The organism is Flavobacterium weaverense, assembly GCF_003688495.1.
Lineage (GTDB): Bacteria > Bacteroidota > Bacteroidia > Flavobacteriales > Flavobacteriaceae > Flavobacterium > Flavobacterium weaverense.
Genome location: NZ_REFH01000007.1, coordinates 538,384 through 560,241 on the forward strand (window position 1 = coordinate 538,384; position 21,858 = coordinate 560,241).

The 21,858-nt window shown below is 31.9% G+C and carries 21 protein-coding genes; 15 read left to right on the forward strand and 6 right to left on the reverse strand.

Annotated features, from left to right (window positions below; genetic code table 11):
* Position 1 precedes the first annotated feature (1 nt).
* The 3 genes from BC961_RS02380 to BC961_RS02390 all read left to right on the forward strand — a co-directional run bounded on the left by BC961_RS02380 (position 2) and on the right by BC961_RS02390 (position 2,007).
* Positions 2-931, forward strand: a complete 930-nt coding sequence (locus BC961_RS02380; protein WP_121924244.1) for a TerC family protein — start codon at positions 2-4, stop codon at positions 929-931.
* 11 nt (positions 932-942) lie between these two features.
* Positions 943-1,188: a TFIIB-type zinc ribbon-containing protein gene (locus BC961_RS02385; RefSeq protein ID WP_121924245.1), complete on the forward strand. Its 246-nt coding sequence runs from the start codon at positions 943-945 to the stop codon at positions 1,186-1,188.
* A 315-nt stretch (positions 1,189-1,503) separates the two neighbouring features.
* On the forward strand, positions 1,504-2,007 hold the full coding sequence (locus BC961_RS02390) for a hypothetical protein (protein ID WP_121924246.1): 504 nt from the start codon (positions 1,504-1,506) through the stop codon (positions 2,005-2,007).
* A 69-nt stretch (positions 2,008-2,076) separates the two neighbouring features.
* Here BC961_RS02390 and BC961_RS02395 read toward each other — a convergent pair whose 3' ends face one another.
* Entirely contained in the window at positions 2,077-3,024 is a 948-nt protein-coding gene (locus BC961_RS02395) for a TerC family protein (protein WP_121924247.1), read from the reverse strand.
* Between the two features lie 298 nt (positions 3,025-3,322).
* On the opposite strand from BC961_RS02395, the gene BC961_RS02400 reads away from it, so the two are divergent.
* From BC961_RS02400 to BC961_RS02445, 10 genes are all read left to right on the forward strand, one after another.
* Positions 3,323-5,512 carry a glutamine synthetase III family protein gene (locus BC961_RS02400; RefSeq protein WP_121924248.1) on the forward strand — a complete coding sequence of 730 codons (2,190 nt, stop codon included), beginning with the start codon at positions 3,323-3,325 and terminating at the stop codon, positions 5,510-5,512.
* Positions 5,513-5,859: 347 nt separating this feature from the next.
* Positions 5,860-6,714, forward strand: coding sequence for a hypothetical protein (locus BC961_RS02405; RefSeq protein WP_121924249.1), 855 nt, complete (start codon positions 5,860-5,862; stop codon positions 6,712-6,714).
* A gap of 79 nt (positions 6,715-6,793) precedes the next feature.
* The gene (locus tag BC961_RS02410; RefSeq protein ID WP_121924250.1) at positions 6,794-7,330 is read left to right on the forward strand and encodes a hypothetical protein; all 537 of its coding nucleotides are present in this window, start codon (positions 6,794-6,796) and stop codon (positions 7,328-7,330) included.
* Positions 7,331-7,332: 2 nt separating this feature from the next.
* Positions 7,333-7,740: a hypothetical protein gene (locus BC961_RS02415; RefSeq protein ID WP_121924251.1), complete on the forward strand. Its 408-nt coding sequence runs from the start codon at positions 7,333-7,335 to the stop codon at positions 7,738-7,740.
* 44 nt (positions 7,741-7,784) lie between these two features.
* Positions 7,785-8,075 (forward strand): curli production assembly/transport protein CsgE, encoded by a 291-nt coding sequence (locus BC961_RS02420; RefSeq protein WP_245980795.1) that lies wholly within the window; start codon positions 7,785-7,787, stop codon positions 8,073-8,075.
* A 15-nt stretch (positions 8,076-8,090) separates the two neighbouring features.
* Entirely contained in the window at positions 8,091-8,495 is a 405-nt protein-coding gene (locus BC961_RS02425; RefSeq protein WP_121924253.1) for a curli production assembly/transport component CsgF, read from the forward strand.
* Between the two features lies 1 nt (position 8,496).
* Positions 8,497-9,861, forward strand: coding sequence for a CsgG/HfaB family protein (locus BC961_RS02430; RefSeq protein ID WP_121924254.1), 1,365 nt, complete (start codon positions 8,497-8,499; stop codon positions 9,859-9,861).
* 33 nt (positions 9,862-9,894) lie between these two features.
* The gene (locus BC961_RS02435) at positions 9,895-11,397 is read left to right on the forward strand and encodes a carboxypeptidase-like regulatory domain-containing protein (protein WP_121924255.1); all 1,503 of its coding nucleotides are present in this window, start codon (positions 9,895-9,897) and stop codon (positions 11,395-11,397) included.
* A 179-nt stretch (positions 11,398-11,576) separates the two neighbouring features.
* Positions 11,577-12,755, forward strand: a complete 1,179-nt coding sequence (locus BC961_RS02440) for an AIR synthase related protein (protein WP_121924256.1) — start codon at positions 11,577-11,579, stop codon at positions 12,753-12,755.
* 62 nt (positions 12,756-12,817) lie between these two features.
* Entirely contained in the window at positions 12,818-13,177 is a 360-nt protein-coding gene (locus BC961_RS02445; protein WP_121924257.1) for a hypothetical protein, read from the forward strand.
* A 266-nt stretch (positions 13,178-13,443) separates the two neighbouring features.
* Here BC961_RS02445 and BC961_RS02450 read toward each other — a convergent pair whose 3' ends face one another.
* On the reverse strand, positions 13,444-16,272 hold the full coding sequence (locus BC961_RS02450; RefSeq protein ID WP_121924258.1) for a M16 family metallopeptidase: 2,829 nt from the start codon (positions 16,270-16,272) through the stop codon (positions 13,444-13,446).
* A 224-nt stretch (positions 16,273-16,496) separates the two neighbouring features.
* On the opposite strand from BC961_RS02450, the gene BC961_RS02455 reads away from it, so the two are divergent.
* On the forward strand, positions 16,497-17,099 hold the full coding sequence (locus tag BC961_RS02455) for a GNAT family N-acetyltransferase (RefSeq protein ID WP_121924259.1): 603 nt from the start codon (positions 16,497-16,499) through the stop codon (positions 17,097-17,099).
* A gap of 134 nt (positions 17,100-17,233) precedes the next feature.
* Positions 17,234-17,677 carry a hypothetical protein gene (locus BC961_RS02460; protein WP_121924260.1) on the forward strand — a complete coding sequence of 148 codons (444 nt, stop codon included), beginning with the start codon at positions 17,234-17,236 and terminating at the stop codon, positions 17,675-17,677.
* 74 nt (positions 17,678-17,751) lie between these two features.
* Here the strand turns inward: BC961_RS02460 and BC961_RS02465 are convergent, their stop codons facing one another.
* The 4 genes from BC961_RS02465 to BC961_RS02480 are packed head-to-tail and all read right to left on the reverse strand — an operon-like array spanning position 17,752 to position 21,828.
* The gene (locus BC961_RS02465) at positions 17,752-18,990 is read right to left on the reverse strand and encodes a peptidylprolyl isomerase (protein WP_121924261.1); all 1,239 of its coding nucleotides are present in this window, start codon (positions 18,988-18,990) and stop codon (positions 17,752-17,754) included.
* A gap of 34 nt (positions 18,991-19,024) precedes the next feature.
* Positions 19,025-20,149 (reverse strand): peptidylprolyl isomerase, encoded by a 1,125-nt coding sequence (locus tag BC961_RS02470; RefSeq protein WP_121924262.1) that lies wholly within the window; start codon positions 20,147-20,149, stop codon positions 19,025-19,027.
* A 16-nt stretch (positions 20,150-20,165) separates the two neighbouring features.
* Positions 20,166-20,819, reverse strand: coding sequence for a gliding motility-associated peptidyl-prolyl isomerase GldI (gldI, locus tag BC961_RS02475; RefSeq protein WP_121924263.1), 654 nt, complete (start codon positions 20,817-20,819; stop codon positions 20,166-20,168).
* Between the two features lie 4 nt (positions 20,820-20,823).
* On the reverse strand, positions 20,824-21,828 hold the full coding sequence (locus BC961_RS02480) for a DHH family phosphoesterase (RefSeq protein WP_121924264.1): 1,005 nt from the start codon (positions 21,826-21,828) through the stop codon (positions 20,824-20,826).
* Positions 21,829-21,858: the final 30 nt, after the last annotated feature.

Consider the following 21,858-nt stretch of genomic DNA (forward strand, 5'->3'; position numbering starts at 1 on the left):
TATGGTAATAGATAGTTTTGTTTGGATTTGCTTTTTAGGTTTTGTCCTATTAATGTTGGCTTTAGATTTAGGTGTTTTTCATCGAAAATCTCACGAGGTTAAAATAAAAGAAGCACTTGTTTGGAGTGCAGTTTGGATTAGCCTTGCATTAATTTTCAACTACGGAATTTACGTTTTCTTAGGCAAACAGAAAGCAATAGAGTTTTTAACAGGTTACGTCATCGAAAAGTCCTTAAGTATAGATAATCTTTTTGTATTCATAATGCTCTTTACGTATTTTAAGGTAGAAGCTAAATACCAACATAAAGTTCTGTTTTGGGGAATATTAGGTGCGTTAGCAATGCGCGCAGTTTTCATTTTTGCGGGCGTAGCGTTGATAAGTAAGTTTCATTGGATTATTTATATTTTTGGAATCTTATTAGTTGTTACAGGAATCAAAATGCTCTTTCATAAAGATGAAGATATACAACCGGATAAAAATCCTTTAGTTAGACTCTTTAAGAAGTTTTATCCTGTGTCTAAAGAGTCTCATGGTAGTAAATTCTTTGTAAAGATCGATGGAAAGCGATTTGCTACACCTTTATTTGTTGTGCTTTTGATAGTTGAATTTACTGACTTGATTTTTGCTGTGGATTCCATACCGGCTATTCTCGCTATCACAGATGATACCTTTATAATTTTTACTTCAAATGTTTTTGCAATACTAGGTTTAAGAGCACTGTACTTTGCTTTAGCTGGAATTACAAAATATTTCCATTACTTAAAATATGGTTTATCAGCAATTCTAGTTTTTGTTGGAATAAAAATGACAATCGTCGACTTCTACAAAATTCCAATTTTGTATTCATTACTGGCGATAACAGGAATTTTACTAATTTCTGTTTTGCTTTCCATTGCTTTTCCAAAAAAAAATGATTTAATAAATAATTAAAAATAAATATTATGAATTGTCCCACATGTAAAATTGCCCTTGTTATGTCAGACAGACAAGGAATTGAAATCGATTATTGTCCAGAATGCAGAGGAATTTGGCTAGATAGAGGCGAACTTGACAAGATAATTGAACGATCGACTACAGAGTCAAAAACAATTGTTAGTCCGCCGAATCAATCCTACGGTAATAATTCTCAACAAGGTTATTATAAAGATCACAAGAAGAAACATTGGTTGAACGAATTGTTTGACTAACACTTAATTTAAAACCGCATTATATTTTATATGATGCGGTTTTTTTTTTTCGAAATTAAATATAGATTCTTGTAAATTTTCCTTTGGCTTAAAGCCAAAAACAACTAATAAAAATTACAAATTGTACTTGAAAAAATGAATTTTTAAAAGAAAATAAATAAATTTTTTAGTATCATTATTCTATTGTTTACTAGTAGTTTATAGTTTTATTTTGTTGATTATTTGATCATTCGTACTATTGCTTTAGTATACAATAGTAACTTTGGCACAATTAGTGGATATAGTTTTTTAGAAAAAATATAAAAACCACAAATTATGAAAAAAATTACCTTGTTGTTAGCTTTCATCGGGATGATGACACTACAAAGTTGTGAAGTAACAGAAGTTTATGATTCGCCAGTAAGTAATAATCCTAGAACAGAAGTGTTTGAAGTTACAGCGTCATTTAATTCTAATAATAATTATACTAAGTTGGTTGTATTTGATCCGCCAATTTACGCTAACGATTCTGTTTTAATGTATCATTTATATGAAGTTGTAAACGGGCAAGACGTTTGGAAATTAATGCCTCAGACATACTATTTTAATGATGGAGGAGCGCTTGATTACAATTATGACTTTACAAGATTCAATGCTAAAATATCTCTTTCAGCTAATTTTAATTTAAACACTTTAGCTTCTAGCTGGACTCAAAATCAAACTTTCAGATTAGTAATTATACCTGATGGATTTGCTAAAACAGTCAATAAAAATAATATTGATTCCGTTATGTCCGCTTTAAAAGTTAGCAAAAGCGAAGTTAAAAAGATAAGCTTGTAAGTTCTACTTTAACAAAAAAAGGGAAATCATTTGATTTCCCTTTTTTTGTTTACGATCATTTATAAATATTTAAAGTGCTTCTTTACTGCTTTTTCTCAGTGAGATTACAATTCCAAGAATAAGTGAAACTGCTATAAAAGCTAAAGAAACCCATTCTGGTAGTTTAATGAAATCGTGTAGTAGCATTTTGACTCCCACAAAGCTTAAAATAGCGATAAGACTGTATTCTAAATAACTAAATTTAGCAAGCATATTAGCGAGGAAAAAGTACATAGACCTCAATCCTAAGATTGCAAAAATATTCGAACTGAAAACAAGAAATGGATCATTTGTAATTGCAAGAATAGCTGGGACACTATCAATTGCAAAAACGACATCCATCACCTCAATAACTACAAGCGCTACAAATAATGGTGTTGCGGCGGTAATATGCCTTCTTTTTACAAAAAAATGTTCTTTGTCAATATGGTTTGATATTGGAACAATCTTTTTAAGCATTTTATAAACGAATGATTTTTTAGGTTCAAATTGGTCGTCGTCACCGCTAAATAACATTTTCATAGCTGTGTAGATTAGAAATGCTCCAAATATATAAGTCATCCAAGAGAATTTATTGATCAGCATAACGCCAAAAAATATCATAAGACCTCTAAATATTATCGCACCTAATATTCCCCAAAACAAAACACGATGCTGATATTTTTGCGGTATTTTAAAAGCAGCAAATATTATCGCAATGACAAAAATGTTATCAATACTTAGTGATAGTTCAATAAGATAACCTGTAATAAACTTTATCGCTGCAGTTGCAGGTTGTAATCCATCAGGATTTGCTATATAGTTCGTACTGTAAAGCCAGTAAATAACTCCAGAGAACATAAATGACAATGTTACCCATATAGCAGTCCACTTTCCTGCTTCTTTTGTACTAATGATATGTGGTGTTTTATTGAAAACACCTAAATCAAGTGCTAGAAATATTAAAACAGCGATTAAAAAAAGAATCCAGACAATCATAATTTAAAGTATTTAGGTAATTTTTTTTTTTTGTAAAGATACTTTTTGGTTTTATATGTTGGTTAGATATTTTACCTAAAAGCTATCGTTCACATAATTTTATCTCTTTTTAAGCTAATGCTTTATAAAATGATGCTTTTATCTATTACAGAAGCTATATTAATGCTAGATTTTTATTGGCATTATATAAAAATTTACTTCAAAACGTAAAAAAAATGGGGGTTGCTTGCTGTAAAAGTGACAAATAAATTATATTTGCATGAGATTAGTAGGGGTCTAACTAAATTAAATCAATTTTATGTCAACATTACGTTTCCAAGCTTTAAGAGAAGCTTCCACAAGAAAGCCAGTTATATTTGAAGAATCAGATAGAAAATCTAACTTATTTGGTGCAAATGTTTTTAATGATAAGTCAATGAAGCAGTATTTAACTTCAGATGCTTATAAAGGAGTTCAAGGAGCTGTTCAGCACGGAACTAAAATTGATAGAAAGTTAGCTGATTATATTGCATTAGGAATGAAAGAATGGGCACTTTCTAAAGGAGTAACGCATTATACACACTGGTTTCAACCACTTACTGGTATAACTGCAGAGAAGCATGATGCTTTCTTTGAAACATCTATGGATGGAAGCGACCCAGTTGAAAAATTAGGCGGAGCGCAGTTAGTTCAACAAGAACCAGATGCTTCTAGTTTTCCAAACGGAGGAATTAGAAATACATTTGAAGCAAGAGGATACACGGCTTGGGATCCAACATCTCCAGCGTTTATTTTTGGAACTACTTTATGTATCCCAACAGTTTTTATTTCGTACACAGGAGAAGCCTTAGATTTTAAAACACCACTTTTACGAGCGCTAACTGTTATCGACGAAGCGGCGACAGAAGTTTGTAAATATTTTGATAAAAATGTAAAAAAAGTAACTGTAACTTTAGGATGGGAGCAAGAATATTTCTTGATTGATAGTGCATTAGCAAATTCTCGTCCTGATCTTATGATGACTGGAAGAACATTGTTAGGACATACTTCTGCTAAAGGACAGCAATTAGACGATCATTATTTTGGTTCTATTCCTACTCGTGCTCTTGTGTATATGAGAGATTTGGAACAAGAATGTATGTTACTAGGTATTCCTGTAAAAACACGTCATAATGAAGTAGCGCCTAATCAATTTGAGTTAGCGCCAATTTTCGAAGAAATGAATCTTGCAGTAGATCATAACTGTTTATTAATGGATGTGATGCAAAAAGTAGCAGAGCGTCACCATTTTAAAGTTTTGTTTCATGAAAAACCCTTCAAAGGAGTTAACGGATCTGGGAAACACAATAACTGGTCTTTAGCTACAGATACTGGAATTAACTTGTTGAGTCCAAGTAAAACTCCAATGAGTAATTTACAGTTTTTGACATTTTTCATTAACACAATTAAAGCAGTGCATGATAATGAGTCATTATTGAGAGCAGCTATTGCTTCTGCAGGTAATGATCATAGATTGGGAGCTAATGAAGCACCTCCTGCAATTATCTCTGTATTTATTGGTGGCCAATTGATGAAGGTTTTAGATGAATTAGAAGGTGTAACTCCTGGTAAATTATCGCCAGAAGAAAAAACAGACTTAAAATTGAACGTAGTAGGGAAAATCCCAGACGTTCTTTTAGATAATACAGATAGAAATAGAACCTCTCCATTTGCATTTACAGGAAATAAATTTGAGTTTAGAGCGGTAGGTTCTACTGCTAACTGTTCTAATTCAATGACTACTTTGAATGCAATTGTTGCGAAACAATTAAGAGACTTTAAAGTAGAAGTTGATGCTTTGATTGAATCTAAGGACATGAAAAAAGATGATGCAATCTTTAATGTATTAAGAGAGTATATTAAAAAATCTAAAAAAATTCTTTTTGAAGGAGATGGATATAGCGAAGAGTGGGAAATAGAAGCAGGTAAAAGAGGTCTGAGTAATTTTAAAACAACTCCTGAGGCACTAAAAGCAAGAGTATCTAAACAATCTTTAGATTTATTTTCTGAATTGAATATCATGAACCATGTTGAGGTTGAAGCGAGATATGAAATTGAACTAGAAGAATACACTAAAAAGATTCAGATTGAAGGTAGAGTTTTAGGAGATATTTCTAAAAACCATGTTATACCTACAGCTATTAAGTATCAAAATACGTTAATCACGAATGTAAAAGGATTAAAAGATATTTTTGGAGCTGAATTTGAAACAATCGGGAAGGAGCAAATTGTTCTTATTAAGCAAATCTCTAAACATATTGAAGGAATTAATTCAAATGTGGTAGCGATGACTAATGAGAGAAAGAAAGCAAATACTTTAAACGATGCTCAAGAGATGGCAGAAGCATATTGTAATAATGTAAAACCTTATTTTGAAACTATTAGAAAACATTGTGATAAACTAGAATTATTGGTTGATAACGAAATATGGACTTTAACAAAGTATAGAGAATTACTATTTACAAAGTAATATTGTAAATAATTTATTATAAAAAAGAGGCTTTAGTGCCTCTTTTTTTATGTCCAAAGTCTAAATTTTAATTTAATGTTAAAATTCTTACATTAAAATTTTAACATTTGTGTACTTTGTCGACATAATTCTACATCTTGTCGAAAAGTTCTACAAAAGGCTGTAAAATAAACATTTATATTTTATCCGTTTTGAAATGTTTTCTATATTTGAAATAAGATAATCAAACAAGATCATTTTATTATAATAAAAGTCTTGTTATTATTTCTAAAGAAGTGACCTCCCCAGTACTTTTTTATAAAACCTACATAATAATTTGTATTAACAACCAATTAAATATATTTATTATGAAAAAAGTAATTTTAAGCATCTCCGCGATGCTATTTGTAGGAGCAGTATCATTTGCTCAAGGTAACATTTCAGCTGTTAATCAAGTTGGGAATTCAGATGTTTCAATTGTAAATCAACACGGTGGTCTTAACAAGTCTAATGTTGATCAATTAGGAAACAGCAATAAATCTCAAGTTTATCAAGGAATTAAACCTGCTTCATTTAATGCTTTGTCGAATTTAGCTGACGTTATGCAAAAAGGTAATAACAATGATGCTTTTATCTCTCAAAGTAATAAAGATAATGAAGCTTACCAAATCCAAACAGGTGACATGAATAAAGCGACTATTTGGCAGGATCAAATAGCAGGAGCTCCAAATGCAACTCAAGGTTCTGACTGGGCTAAACAAATTCAAACAGGTAAAAGCAACGTAGCTACTATTGACCAAGGAACAACTGGTAATGAAAAACCAGTATCTCCTTCTAAATTTAGTGCAGCGCAGTTAGCATTTGCAGCAGCAGTTGTAGTTCCTGTATCGCCACATTTCAATAATGATGCGATCCAAACACAAAATGGTGATAGCAATACTGCTTATGCAAGCCAAGGTGGTAAAGAAAATCATTCTTTTCAAACTCAAACTTCACCATCTGGAACTTTAGCAGCAGCTGGAAATGAGTCAAATCATTATCAATATGGTGATGGTAATACTGCAACGACTACTCAAAATGGTACTAAATTGTTAGATAATACGCTACAAATTGGTAATCTTAACAATGCAAGTGTTACTCAAAATGGAATGTCACATGAAAGTCTTGCATTCTCTAAAGGAAACAGCAACTCTATTACTGTAACTCAAAATAACGGAATGTAATTTCCTAGGAATACAGTTTTAAGATGAGATAGTCTTAATAAGACTATCTCATTTTTTTTTAATTCTAAAATATTATAAAATGAAAAATACCTATTTCTTAAGTAGTGCGATTTTTTTATTTTTCACGCAGCTTACTTTTTCTCAGCAATCAGAGGAAAATTTCGCATTTAAAAATTATAATTCTTCCATTTTTGAGCAGCAAGATTCTGCGCTTAATTTTTTAAACTCTTCTAGAAATAGTAACAACAATAAAGAATCTTTTATTAAAATTAAAAATTCGGGCGTTGCTATTCAACAAATTGGAAATTTTAATGTGACGTTATTAGAAATTAATTCAAAAAAAGCATCTATTTCCGTGAATCAAGAAGGGAATAACAACGAATATAATTTGGTTAAAGATGGACGCAGCATAATGGCTGAGATAAGCCAGAAAGGTAATAGGAATATAATTAATGACTATTCCTATAAAACAAATTATGAAACTAACACTTCTATGATTCAAAACGGTAACGATCAAAATATTAAAAGTATAGGAACTAATTCTATTTCAAAAGATATGAAAGTTATGCAAACTGGAACTGGAGCCTCTGTTATAATTTTAAATAAATTAAACTAAATATGAAAATGCTAAATAGATATTTCTCAATAGTACTATTATTAGCAACTACAATCATATTTGCCCAAAATAGTGTGCCTCAAGATGTAGTAAAAGCTAAAATTGAGGTAGAAAAGGTTGAAAATAATATTAAAATTACTGGTACAGCTGAAAATTTGACGAATAGTTTAAAAAGCGCGTCATACCAATTATCAGTCATAAAGAATAGTGTTGCAACAAATGCAAATAAATCTAATAATTCGCAGGAAGGACTATTTACATTACAACCATCTGAAAAAATAAAGTTATCTACAACTCAGGTAAACATTAATGATGATGACGAAGTAATTATTATGCTACTTTTTTTTAATGAAGAAAAACAAATTGTAAGCAAAGAGAGATTAGTTTTTAATGCCGAAAAAAAAAAGTAGAAGTAGTTCCTAGCTTACCAGATGAAGGTTTTAATATCAAAGGCATTGTTACTGATAACACTAAAACTAAGGTTGGGAAGGATTTTTATGATAAATATTTTTATAAATATAATGACATTAATATTAACGCAAATGATATCGTTACCATTGGAGAAGAATTTAGTTATGGACGAAACATAAAGCTTAGTATTGAAATAAATAATGAAGTTATTTATGAATTTATGGCACGACCAGATGATGAGTTTCTAGATGAAGTAGCGAGTGAAGCAGTTAAGTTCACTTATTTCTACTTCAAAGAAAAGGAAAAGCAAAGTAAATATTTCACACAATATTAAATTTATACTTCTATTATGAAATACATTTATTTTTTAATATTTATACTTTTTTGTTCAGTGTCAATGAAAGCGCAAGCTTTTGTTTATAAGCCTGTGAATCCTGCCTTTGGAGGCGATACTTTTAATTATCAGTGGTTAATGAGCAGTGCTGAAAATCAAAATAAATTTAAAGATAAGTTAATTGAAGCAGAGAAAAAAACGGACTTACAAAAATTTAAAGAAAGCTTAAATGCACAGTTACTAAGCCAAATATCAAGTTTGCTTTATAAACAACAATTTGGAACGGACGGCTTAGCAGAAGGATCTTACACTTTCGGAAGTTATTCGATCGATATCTTTCCAACTTCGGAAGGATTATCCTTAAATATCCTTGATACTAAAACTGGTGAGCAAACTCAAATAATAATTCCAAATAAATAATATGAAAATTAAAACCTACTTTTCTTTATTCATATTGATTTCTTTATCAGGTTGTGCGGGTTTTTACAATCAGCCCACCGGAATAGAAAAAGCAATAATAGGCGAGGGAACGCCTGCTACTTCTTTACTAAAAAATTTACCCACACCAAAAGAACAAGTTGTAGTAGGAGTGTACAAATTTAGAGATCAAACTGGACAATATAAGCCTCAAGAGAACGGAAGTAGTTTTAGTACTGCCGTTACACAAGGCGCAACTTCTATTTTAATTAAAGCTTTAGAAGATTCTAAGTGGTTTATCCCTATCGAAAGAGAGAACGTGGGCAACTTACTACAGGAAAGAAATTTAATTCGCTCGACTAGACAAGAATATATTAAAAGTACTAATCCAAATGACACTCAATTAACGCCGCTTCTTTACGCAGGAGTTCTTCTAGAAGGAGGAATTGTTTCATATGATTCAAATATAATAACTGGTGGTTTTGGCGCCCGATATTTTGGTGCAGGTGGGTCAGTAAAATATCGTCAAGATAGAGTAACAGTATATTTAAGAATGGTTTCTACCTCGAATGGGAAAATTCTAAAATCAGTTTATATTTCTAAAACTATTTTATCGCAAGCAGTAGACCAGAGTTTATTTCGCTACGTTAATTTTAAAAGACTTTTAGAAGTAGAAACAGGTTATACAACTAACGAACCTATTCATATGGCGGTTAGTGAAGCTATAGAAAAAGCAGTAGAGTCTATTGTTTTGGAAGGTATAAAAGATGGAATTCTAATAACAGACGATCCAAAAGAAAAAGTTGATGCTTTACTCGACAAATACAATAAGGAAAATGAAGTTGCAGATAACTCAAAAATGTATGGAAGAGTTTTGGAGTCAAGAAGAAATAAATTTGGAATTGAAATAGGTGCTGGCACCACATTAATGGATGGAGATTATTCAAATCCACTTGCAAGACCATTTGCGAGAGGCGCTTTAAAATATGCATTGTCGCAAAGCTTTAGTATTTCAGCATCAACAAATGTTTTAAAACTTGCGAATAAAAATAGTTTAGATGCTGGCTATGTAACTCTGGACTTGAATTTAGAGTGGCTTCTTTTACCTAAAGATAATCTTTCACCCTTTTTCTATGCAGGTGGAGGATATGGATTTAATAAAAATTTTGAAAACAATCACAGCAAAGTTCAATTTGGAGGTGGTTTAGAATACTTAATCGGTAGTAATGTAGGTTTAAAGTTATTTGGAGAATATAATATTAATTTCAGTGATAATATTGATTACATAGTGACGGGGAAAAGAGATGATTACTATTATAAATTTGGTTTAGGAATTACTTATTATTTAGGTAAAAAGAAAAATAAATAGTTGTTGTTGTAATTTTTATAAAAAAAGAGATCGATGAAATATATAAACTCAATCATTATTTTAGTTGCATTTTTAATTTTTTCTTCTTGTTCTGAAGAGAAGATTGATGGTACTAGTGAAGTATATGGAACAATAACTGGAAAAGTTGTTTCTGCAGATGCATTTGTACCTCTAGAAAACGTAAAAGTTTTTTCAAGTCCAACGTCGAGTACTGTTTTTACGGATGCTGAAGGAAAATTTACTATCAAAAATATTAAAATTGGAGAGTATTCTCTACAAACGCAAATGGATGGTTATCTTTCTAAATTTGAAGCAGTAACAGTTAATAAAAATTTAAATAGTGAAGTAGTATTTGAATTAACTAAGAACACAGGAGCAAACCAACCACCATCTGCACCACTAGCTATCGCGCCATTAGATAATGCATTGGGGGAAAATTTAAGTACAAAGCTAGAGTGGAATGCTACAGATTCCAACAATGACATTCTTACTTACGAAATCACTGTTAGAAATGATAAAAATACCACAATCGCAAAATTTTCAGACATTAAGGTAAAAGAATTAGTTCTGACAAATCTATTATACGGATCTAAATATTTCTGGCAAGTATCTGTTACAGATTCTAAAAGTAAACCTGTCTTGAGTCAAGTTTTTACATTTTCTACTCTCGCATTTCCAACAACACGTTTTCTCATAGTTAAAAAGATAAATTCTAACAATGTGATTTTTGCTGCAAGCCAAGATAAAACGAGCTATCAAATTACAAGTTTAGAAAATAATAGTTGGAGACCAAGAAAGAATAACCAGTCGGATAAGATTGCTTTTATTCAGTCTAACGGCGCTCAAAATCATATATTTATTATGAATTCTGATGGTTCGAATAAAACAAAGGTTACTAATTCAGTTCCCATTGCCGGTTTTAATCCAGACTACATCGGTTTCTCGTGGAATAGTTCAGGAAACAAAATCATTTATCCAAATTTTGATAAATTATACGAAATTGGTAGTGATGGAAGTGGTTTACGAAAAATATTTCAGACTCCAAACGGGAAATTTATATCGGAATGTGACTGGAGTAGTGATGGAACGAAAATAGCAATTAAAGTAAATGATAGTAATGGTTACAAGGCTGAAATTTATGTAATTAATTCATCCGGTGTTGTTATTTCGACTATTTTGCCTGAGCAAACTGGTGCTATTGGTGGGTTAAACTTATCGATAACAGGGAAAAAATTATTGTATACAAAAGATGTTGCTGAGTATGAAAGTTCAAATTATCGACAACTAGATACAAGAATTTTCGAATACAATTTTATTACAGCTGCGACTCTTCAAATTACAACAGAAAAAATAGGAGGTACTAATGACCTTGATGCGCGCTATTCTCCTAATGAAGCTGAGGTTATTTTTGTAAATACCTCAAATGATGGAGTTTCTGAAAAAAATATTTTAAAAATGGAATTGTATATATCTGGAAATGCTGCTCTAAAAAGAGAAGTTTTGTTTAGCGGTAATTTTATGCCTGACTGGGAATAATATATTAAAATGTTGTAATCGAAATACCCTTGCTATACAGTTCGGGTATTTTTTTTAGCTTTTATTTTTGCTTGAAATCAACGTAAAGTCTTCCTAAAAGACCATAGGCAAAACCCAAAAAAATAATTATCTTTGCCCAACAACTACATGCCTAAAATAAGGCTTTACAACTACAATACATGAGTTCAGATACTTCAAAAAGATATGCGCTTCGCGGTGTTTCAGCAGCGAAAGAAGATGTTCATAATGCTATAAAAAATATTGATAAAGGATTGTTTCCACAAGCGTTCTGTAAAATTGTGCCAGATTATTTAACTGGTGATGAAGATTATTGCTTAATAATGCATGCAGATGGTGCAGGAACAAAATCCTCCTTAGCATATATGTATTGGAGGGAAACAGGCGACATATCAGTTTGGAAAGGAATTGCTCAAGACGCATTAATTATGAATATTGATGATTTATTGTGTGTTGGTGCAACCGACAATATTTTACTTTCATCAACTATTGGTAGAAATAAAAATCTAATTCCTGGTGAAGTTCTTTCGGCTATTATTAATGGAACTGAAGAGCTAATTCAAGAGTTGGATACATTTGGAGTTACTATTCACTCTACTGGTGGAGAAACTGCAGATGTGGGCGATATTGTAAGAACAATTATTGTTGATTCCACAGTGACTGCTCGTATGAAACGTAGTAAAGTAATAGACAACGCTAATATTAAAGCTGGAGATGTAATTGTAGGATTGGCCTCTTTTGGTCAGGCTACATACGAAAAGAGTTATAATGGCGGAATGGGTAGTAACGGACTTACATCAGCGAGACATGATGTTTTTGAGAAGTATTTAGCAACTAAATATCCTGAAAGCTTTGATGCAGCGGTTCCAGAAGATTTAATTTATTCAGGCCAAGTAAAATTGACTGATAAAGTTGAAAATTCTCCAATCGACGCAGGACAACTTGTTCTTTCTCCAACAAGGACGTATGCTCCAATCATTAAGAAAATTTTAGATAAATATACATCTAGTGATATTCATGGAATGGTTCATTGCAGTGGTGGAGCGCAAACTAAAATTTTACATTTTGTAGAAAATTTACATATCATAAAAGATAATTTATTTCCAGTACCACCTTTATTTCAATTGATACAAGAGCAATCCAAAACGGATTGGAAAGAAATGTATCAGGTTTTTAATTGCGGACATAGAATGGAAATTTACGTTCCAGAAAATATAGCTGAGGATATTATTGCCATCTCTAAGTCATTTAATGTTGATGCGCAAATCGTTGGTAGAGTATTAGAATCAGAAAGTAAAAAATTAACGATTACCAGCGAATACGGAACTTTCGAATATTAATTAATTTATTGCTGATAGATAAATTTTAAATCTTTCTAATCACAATATTCAACTATTTTAAAATGTACGAATTACTTTTTTGGAATTACATTGACGAAGTTTATTTAAACCATCATGAAGTCTATGAGGCTATAAGTGAGGAGGAATTAGAAATTGATGGATTGGAACAACTTCCTGTTCAAGTCATTTTAAATAGAATAGCTTCTGTATTCTCAAAATGGGAAAAAGTAGATGATAGAAGTTGGAAAAACACTGATGGAGTTGGCGCTTTCCATATTCGGACTACGCCACAGAGCATAAAAATTGACTGCTATGGAACGGAAGGAAAGACTATGGATAGTCTTGTTAGTATAATGGAGGAATTTAAATGTCCGCTTTACGATCCTCAAGTGCCACAACGTTACGATGAAATGGCTGATTAACAATGCTCATAGTTAATTAAGTATTTCATTAAAAGCCTTTTATAAAAAAGAAATTCGTCTAAATACTAAAATAGCTACTATCGATATTTCGGTAGTAGCTATTTTAGTATAAACAAGATTATCATTTGTAATCTTAGATTTTTTATTTGATGTGCAAGTTTACTGAAATTCTATTAGTGTGTAAACATTACTTAAATAAAGGGAAAATTTGTGCCTTTCCATCTTATCGAAAAAAAAGCACAAACTAGATCTTCCAAAATGAATTTCTATTTCACCACTGATTCATTTAAAAGTATAGGTTTTCCAAATCCTATTTGTTCTAACTTCTTCAATTGTGTTTCGGCATCGCCAATTATTAAATAAATCATCTTCTCAGCATTTAAATACTTTTCTGAAAGTTTTTGAACGTCATTAATTTCAATGCTCTTTACAATATCTTCTTGTTGTTTAGCGTAATCGTTAGCATAATTATAATTGCTAATTTCATATAACATTCCAAGCTTAGCACCTAATGTTTCAAAGGCTCTTGCGTTACTTTTTATTAAATATCCTTTTGTTACTGCAAGATCATTTTCATTGTAGTTTTTACCGTAATTATTTACTATTTCCTTGATTAAACTAACTGCTTCAAAAGTTATGTTAGATCGTACTCCGCTACCAATTACAAATGGCCCTTTGTTAGTAGAACCTGAAAAAGAAGAATTAATTCCATAAGTATATCCTTTACCTTCACGCAGCTGCTGTGTTAATTGTGAGGCAAAACCACCACCACCTAAACGATAATTCATGATTTCTGCTTTGTAAAAGTCACTATCAGTAGCTGATAGAGCAGGATAGCCAATTCTTATAACTGACTGCTTGGCGCCAGGAACATCATAAAAGTATATTTTTGATTGTGTTATCGCATCTGGAACCGGTACTTGAGGAAGCATTACTTTTTTAGAATTCCAACTTTTATTTAAGCTAGCTAAAGATCGCTCAACTTCTTTTTGAGATACAGCACCTACAATTTGAAAAATTGAAACTGATGGAGAACTATTCAACGCGTAATAATTTTTTAGATCAGCTATAGATATATTTTCTAATGTATTTTCATCACCAATTCTATTTTGAGATAATATCGACTCTTTACCGTAAATAAGTTTTTTAAACTCATTTCTGGCAATACTATTAGGATCTGCTTTTTGCTGTTGAATTTGGCTTAAAGTACTTTGCTTAATTAAATTAAATTCGTTCAAATCCCATCGTGGTTGTAATACTATTTCCTCCACTAATGCTATTGTAGCGCTGTAGTTCTTTGCAAGTGAACTTCCAGCAATAAATATTCCTTCATCAGTCGCGTAAGCTCTAATTGTTGCGCCAAGACTTTCAATAGCGTTTTCAAGTTGCTCTGGTGTTTTATTTTTTGTTCCTTTTGTGAGTAGCTCTGCTAACATTGTTGAAACTCCTATTTTATCTTTCGTTTCTAAACGCATTCCGCCTTTTATTTGAAGTAAAAATTGCACTAGCGGAACCTCATGATTTTCAATTCCTATTGCTTTCAAACCAGAGGCTGAATTGTTTTTCCATACTGTTGGAAGTTTTACATCTGGGCTTTCGCCGTAAGCTGGTTCGATCGAGCGGTCAAATGTTGAAGGTGTTTTTTGATATGTTGCTGCAATACTTGCGTCAAAGTCATCTTCTTTACCCTCAACAATTTTTTCTTCAACTACAGTTGCTAATGTTGAACCTTTTAAAACTAAATCTGACTGACCTTTTGGAACGAAGCTTGTCGCAATAAAATGTTTTCCTTTAATATATTTCTCGTAAACTCGCATAACGTCCTTAGTAGTTACGGCAAGAATATTTTTTACATCTTGATCGATAAATCCTGGATCTCCCGCAAAAATTTCATATTGAGCTAATTGAAATCCCTTACCTAAAACACTTGACAAGTTGGTATAAAAGGCAGTTTCTTGGCCCGCTTTGATTCTACTTAAATCTTTTTCTGAAATTCCTTTTAGTTCGAAGTCTTTGAATGCTTGATCGATTCCACTCAGTACCTCATTTAAATTTACCTTTTCAAATGCTGTCACGCTCAACATATATTGTCCAGCGATTTCTGAATTATATTGGTAAAGATCTACTGCGTCAGTTATTTTTTTATCTTCAACTAAAGATTTGTAAAGCGGCGCCTTTTTACCTTTAGCTAAATAAGATGCTAGAACTTCCAATGCATAACTATCAGGATGGTATTCGTAAACAGAAGGCCAAGTCAATGTAAGTTGCGGTAAACGTGCAAAATTATCCTCGTAATAGAATTTCTTAGTTTCTTTTAAGGAAACAGCTTGTTTTTCCATTTTTGGAATTTCGCCACCTCTTTTTATTTCGCCAAAGTATTTTTCAACCCAAATTTTAGTTTGATTGACATCAAAATCACCAGCGATTGTCAATGTCACGTTGTTTGGAACATACCAGCGATTATAAAAACTTTTTACATCTTCTAGCGTTGCGTTTTGTAAATCTTCTAAAGATCCTATCACATCCCAGTTATATGGATGCGTTTGAGGATATAAATTTTTAGATATTACTGAAAAAGTATGCCCGTACGGCTTGTTGTCATAGCTCTGTCTTTTTTCATTTTTAACGACTTGTTTCTCTTTCGCTAAAACGGGTTCAGTAACTGTGTTAATGAAGTAGCCTAATTTGTCTGCCTCCGCCCATATCATTTTCTCTAGAGCATCTTTAGGAACTGTTTGGAAATAATTAGTCCTGTCTCTGCTTGTAGAACCATTTGCCCCTTCGCCACCAATACGAGCACTCATCTTATCTAATCCACCTTTACCTAAATTCTCTGATTCTAGAAATAGTAAATGTTCAAATAGATGTGCAAATCCCGTTCTTCCCACTTTTTCTCTTGCTGACCCTACGTGACTTGTTAAAGCTACTGCTACAACTGGATCTGATTTATCAACGTGCAAAATGACTTGCAAACCATTATTTAAAGTAAATTTTTCATATTCTACTTTAAATTCTTTTGATTTCTCGTTTTGAGAATAGAGAGCGAATGAAGCAAAAAACGATAGATAGAGGAGGAGTAATTGGTTAATTTTCATAGTGTTTGATTATGGTCAGTAATATTTTTTTGAAGCATCTAATGTATGAAAAAATAATAATTTTACAGTTGAGTACCTACAGAATTCTTAAATGTAATTAGCAAAATTCTTAGCAGTTTATCCAGTTGATAATTTTAAAAAAGAACAGGATTTTCGATAAGAGACAAATGTGTATTTAATATTATATTTGAATTAATTTTTTACATTAACAAAATAGAGATAATATGGATTTTGATTTTAGCCAAGATTTAATCCTTGAAGACGAAAAACTTTTACTTAGATCTTTAAAGATTTCAGATGTTGAAAATTTAATCGAGTTTTCTATCAACGAACCTGAAATTTGGGAATATTCTCCAATTGGTGCAGAGGGAAGGGAAAACTTAGAAAAATACATCCAAAATGCTTTGAAAGGAAGAGAAGATAAAATGCAATTTCCTTTTATTGTTTTCGATAAAGTGAAAGGAAAATATGCTGGTAGCACTCGTTTCTATGATATTAACATCCCTTTTAAAACGTTGCAGCTAGGATACACTTGGTACGGAAAAGAGTTTAGAGGTACGGGCATCAACAAACATTGCAAATTTTTGTTGTTGCAATATGCTTTTGAAAAAATGCAGATGGAGCGGGTTGAATTCCGTGCTGATAATGCCAACAAAAGGAGTATTGCTGCAATGATTAGTATAGGTTGTAAAGTTGAAGGTGTGCTAAGAAGTCACATGCCAACTGCAAAGAACGGAATAAGAAGAGATAGTATTATTCTAAGTATTTTAAAAGAAGAATGGTTTTTAGAAGTTAAAGAGAACCTTAGAAAAAAATTGCTTTTATAAAATTTCTCGTGAAATCGCGCAAGTAAGTGTTCCTTTTACTTCTAATCGATTCTTCGGTTGTCAATAAATTATTAAAGAAAAAATATAGCACACAATGCAAAAATCTTCCCGAACTTTGCATAAAATAAAAGAATATGAAAATAAATCCAAAGAACGGAATTGACAAGCTCATTTTCGGTATGAAAGAAAATGACGTTATTGCTATTTATGGCAAACCAGATAGAAATTATAAAGACGAAGATGATAATGTGATCTTTGCTTATAATAAATTGAAAGTTAGATTAACTTTCTATGTTGAGGAAGAATTCAAATTAGGTTATATTGTAGCCTCAAGGAAGGATTTAGAACTTTTTGGAAATAAAATTATTGATAGAAAAATCAGTGATGTCAAAAAAGATTTGACTGCTAAATCAATTACGAAGTTCACTCAAGAAGAATTTGACACTTTTGAAAATTACTTTAATGAAGAAAACTGGATCATTTTTCAAACGGAGTTCGACGAAGTTGTCAAATTTGAAATAGGAGCAATCATAAATCAAAAAGACGAATTCGACTGGAAGTTTCCTGCTAAGAAATAACAAGATTGCATAAAATAAAGAAACCCGATAGCTATCAAACTATCGGGTTTCTTCGTTAAATATTCTATTATTTATTATTTTGTAGCGGGTTGTTTTTCAAACATTTCTAGTTCGAATACTAAGTTTGTATTTGGTGGGATAACGTCTCCAGCTCCGCGTTCGCCATAAGCTAAACTAGACGGAAGAAATGCTACTACTTTATCTCCGTAAGACATAAGAGATAGTGCTTCTATAAATCCGGGAATCATTCCATCTTTTTTACCTGCTTCAAAAGGAAAAGCTTGGTATCCATTCTGCATCGCTCTGTTAGCGTCAAATTTTCCGTATTCTTTAGAGACAACTTCGTAACTACTGTCAAATAATGTTCCATCCTCAAAATATCCTGCATAGTGGAAGAAGAAAGTACTTTTATCAGCAGGCTTAGTATCAGTTCCTTTTTTAACTATCTTATAAATTAATCCTGAAGGAGTTGTAGTTGCGCTAGATTTAACTTCAGCTAAATACTTAACTTTTGCAACTGCAACGGGACCGTATTTTGCTAAATATTCTTTTTTAGCTTCTGCTTGTAAAGCAGCTTGTTTTGCTTTGCTTTCAGCAACTGCTAAATCTTGCTTCATTTGTTCTACTGATTTTGTACTAAAATAATCAGTAAATACTTTAGCGGCATCAAATTTTTGGGCTAAAACGCCTTTTTTAGAGATAATTACTTTTGTAATTACGTCGTCTTTAACAATTGTGTTTACAACATTCATCCCCTTAGTTACATGACCAAAAACAGTGTGTTTTCCGTCTAACCATGGTGTTGCTTTATGCGTTATAAAAAACTGACTTCCATTAGTAGTTGGTCCAGAATTAGCCATAGATAGAATCCCAGCACTACTATGTTTTAAATCTGTAAATTCATCTTTAAAAGAGTATCCAGGTCCCCCAGATCCATTTCCAGAAGGATCTCCTCCTTGAATCATAAAGTCATTTATTACACGGTGAAATTTTAAACCGTCGTAAAATGGTTTTCCTTTTAATTTTTCATCTTTAACAAATGTGTTGTTACCTTCTGCTAATGCTATAAAGTTAGCTACAGTAATTGGAGCTTTCTGATATTCTAATTGAATAGTAATGTCACCCTTATTTGTTGATATAGTTGCAAAAATTCCTTCAGTTACAACGGCAGTTCTAGCAATTGGCGCTACTGCTTTTTTTACAGTTGCTTTTACTGCAGTCGCAGGTTTTTTAGCAGTAACAGTTTTCTTGATCGTTTGCGAATGAACGCTTAACACTCCTAAAAACAATAAAAACAGAATTTTAAATTTCATTTTCTAATTTATTTAAGTTGTAACTTTTTAAATATTATTGTGGCATACTTTCTAACAATTCTATCTCGAAAATGATATTAGAATTAGGTGGAATAACTCCTCCAGCACCTGCAGCGCCATAACCTAATCGAGCTGGAATAAAAACTACTGCCTTATCACCAAAAGATAAATGCTCTAACCCCTCAATGAATCCAGGAATCATGCCATCTTTTTTACCAGCTTGAAAAGAAATAGGTTGGTAACCGTTTTGCATCGCTCTATTTTCGTCATATTTACCAAAAGTTTTTGAAACACTTTCAATACTTGCGTCAAATAACTCGCCATCTTCAAGGAAACCTGCGTAATGAATAAATACATTAGTTCCATTAGCTGGTTTTTTACCATCGCCTTTTTTTGTAATAATATATTGTAATCCGGTAGGAGTTCGTGTAGATTTAGATTTTAAGTCAGCGAAGTAAGCAATTTTTTCTTCTCTCACATTTTTATATTTTTCGTCATAAACCTTTTTATTTTCTGCGTCAATTGCAGCTTTTTTCTTTTGGTTCTCTGATTCTACTGAAAAATAGTCATTGAAGATTTTTACAGCATTAAATTTTTTAGCAGCTTCACCATTTCTAATGATTGTCACCTTTTTAATATAATCTTCTTGCTCAATTTTATTTACATTGTCCATTCCATTTTCGACAACATGCCCAAAAATAGTGTGCTTTCCTTGAAGCCATGGCGTTGGAACATGTGTGATGAAAAATTGACTACTATTAGTAGTTGGTCCATTATTGGCCATAGCCAAAACACCAGCGTTATCAAAATTTAAATCTGTGAACTCATCTTTAAACTTATATCCTGTGTCTCCTGATCCTGTGCCAAGCGGATCTCCTGTTTGTATCATGAAATCTTTTATAACTCTATGAAATTTTAAACCATCAAAAAACGGTCTATTTTTAAGATTATCATTTGTAATAAAGTCGTTTTTCCCTTCCGCTAAAGTGACATAGTTTGCTACTGTAATTGGCGCTTTTTCGAAATCTAATTTTACAATTATGTCTCCTTTATTCGTTTCAATTTTAGCATATAGACCATCAGGAAGATTGCTATTGTCTTCTTTACAAGAGTAAAGAGATGCTATTACAACTAGTAGAAGTAGGATCTTTTTTTTCATTTCTAAGTTTATTTTATTAATTTAAAGTGTCTTTGGGTTTTGTTAAAACTGGTTTTTCTTCCTGAACTGTTGCAGTAGCTGCTGGCGTTTTTACTTTTAAAGTATTTTCTTTTTTATACAGCACTTCCGATTTAAAATCGCGAAGTGTTACTGTGCAAATAATAGGTTGGTTCATACCAATTTTCTTTTGATCACCGCGATAACCATATCCCATATTAGAAGGGAAAATAAAATTGACTTTTTCGCCTTTTCGCATTAGTTTAATTCCGTCTCTCAATCCCATTATAATATTTTGCTTATCTACATAATATATTTGAGGTCTTAATTCCAGTTCAGAATAAATTATAGTTCCTTTCAAATCTTTAATTTCGTAATCAAAGAAAGCTACATCTCCTTTTTTTGGTGTCAAAGAGTCCAGTTTGTTTTGTATATCGTATGAATACCAATAGCCTTTTTTAGAAGCACTATATTTTACAGCAGGATTACTTTTTATCAGCGCTTGAATCTGAGTTTCTTCTGTAGCAACTAATTTTTTATTCTTAACAATTGACTTCTTCATAAAACTACCCGAAGCTTGCGAAATTGGTCTTCTCGCTTCTTGAGGTTGTTTACAGCTAGAAACTAGCACAAGCAAAAGAAATATTGATGTAAATAATTTTAAGTTTTTCATGTTTTTAGATGCTAATTTTCATAACTAAATCTTCAAATTTTTCAATAGTCTTTTCCATTGTAAGTTCTGATTTTCCGCCGGCAGCATTTTTATGTCCACCACCGTGAAAATGATCTCTAGCAAATTGATTTACATCAAAATCGCCTTGGGAACGGAAAGAAATTTTAATAATATTTTCTTCTTTATTTTCGATGAAAATAGCTGCAAAATGAATTCCTTTTATACTCAAGCCATAATTAACAACGCCCTCAGTATCTCCTTTTACATAATGAAAAGTGTTTAATTCCTCTTGCGTAAGAGTTGTATAAGAAGTTTTACGTTCTTCTATTACTTTCATGTTTTGCAATGCTCTTCCCAAAAGCTGTAAGCGATCATAGCCACTGTTGTCAAATAATAAACTGGGAATCTCCGTATTTTCAACTCCTAAATCAATTAGTTCAGCAACAATTCTATGTGTGTTTCCTGTTGTTTTAGGGAAACGGAAAGAACCAGAATCAGTTAATATTCCAGTGTAAATGCAAGTTCCTATTGTTTTATCAATTTGGTCTTTTTTTCCAAGAAAATTGATGAAGTTATATATCATTTCACAAGTGGATCCAAACGAAGTGTCAGAGTATGTAACTGCTGCATAATCATCTGGTTTTTGATGATGATCAATCATTACAAATGGAGCTTTAAGCTGTGATAAAACATGTTCCATTTCACCTGTGCGGTGTAAAGCATTAAAATCTAAAGTAAAAATAACTTCAGCATCTTGTAATATTTTAGTGCAATTTTCTTTGTCTTTTTCGAATATTTTGACGGTTTCAGAACCTGGCATCCAAGATAAAAAATCTGGAAATTCATTAGCTGAAACTACTATTGGAATGTGATTGTTCTTTAAAAGAAAGTGATATAACGCTAGAGTAGAGCCCATAGCATCTCCGTCAGGACCACGGTGTGGGATTATTGCAATCTTTTTTGTAGTTGATAATAACAACTGTATCGCTTGAATGTCTTGTATTTTCATAGGTTGCGAAAATACATTTTTTTACGCTAA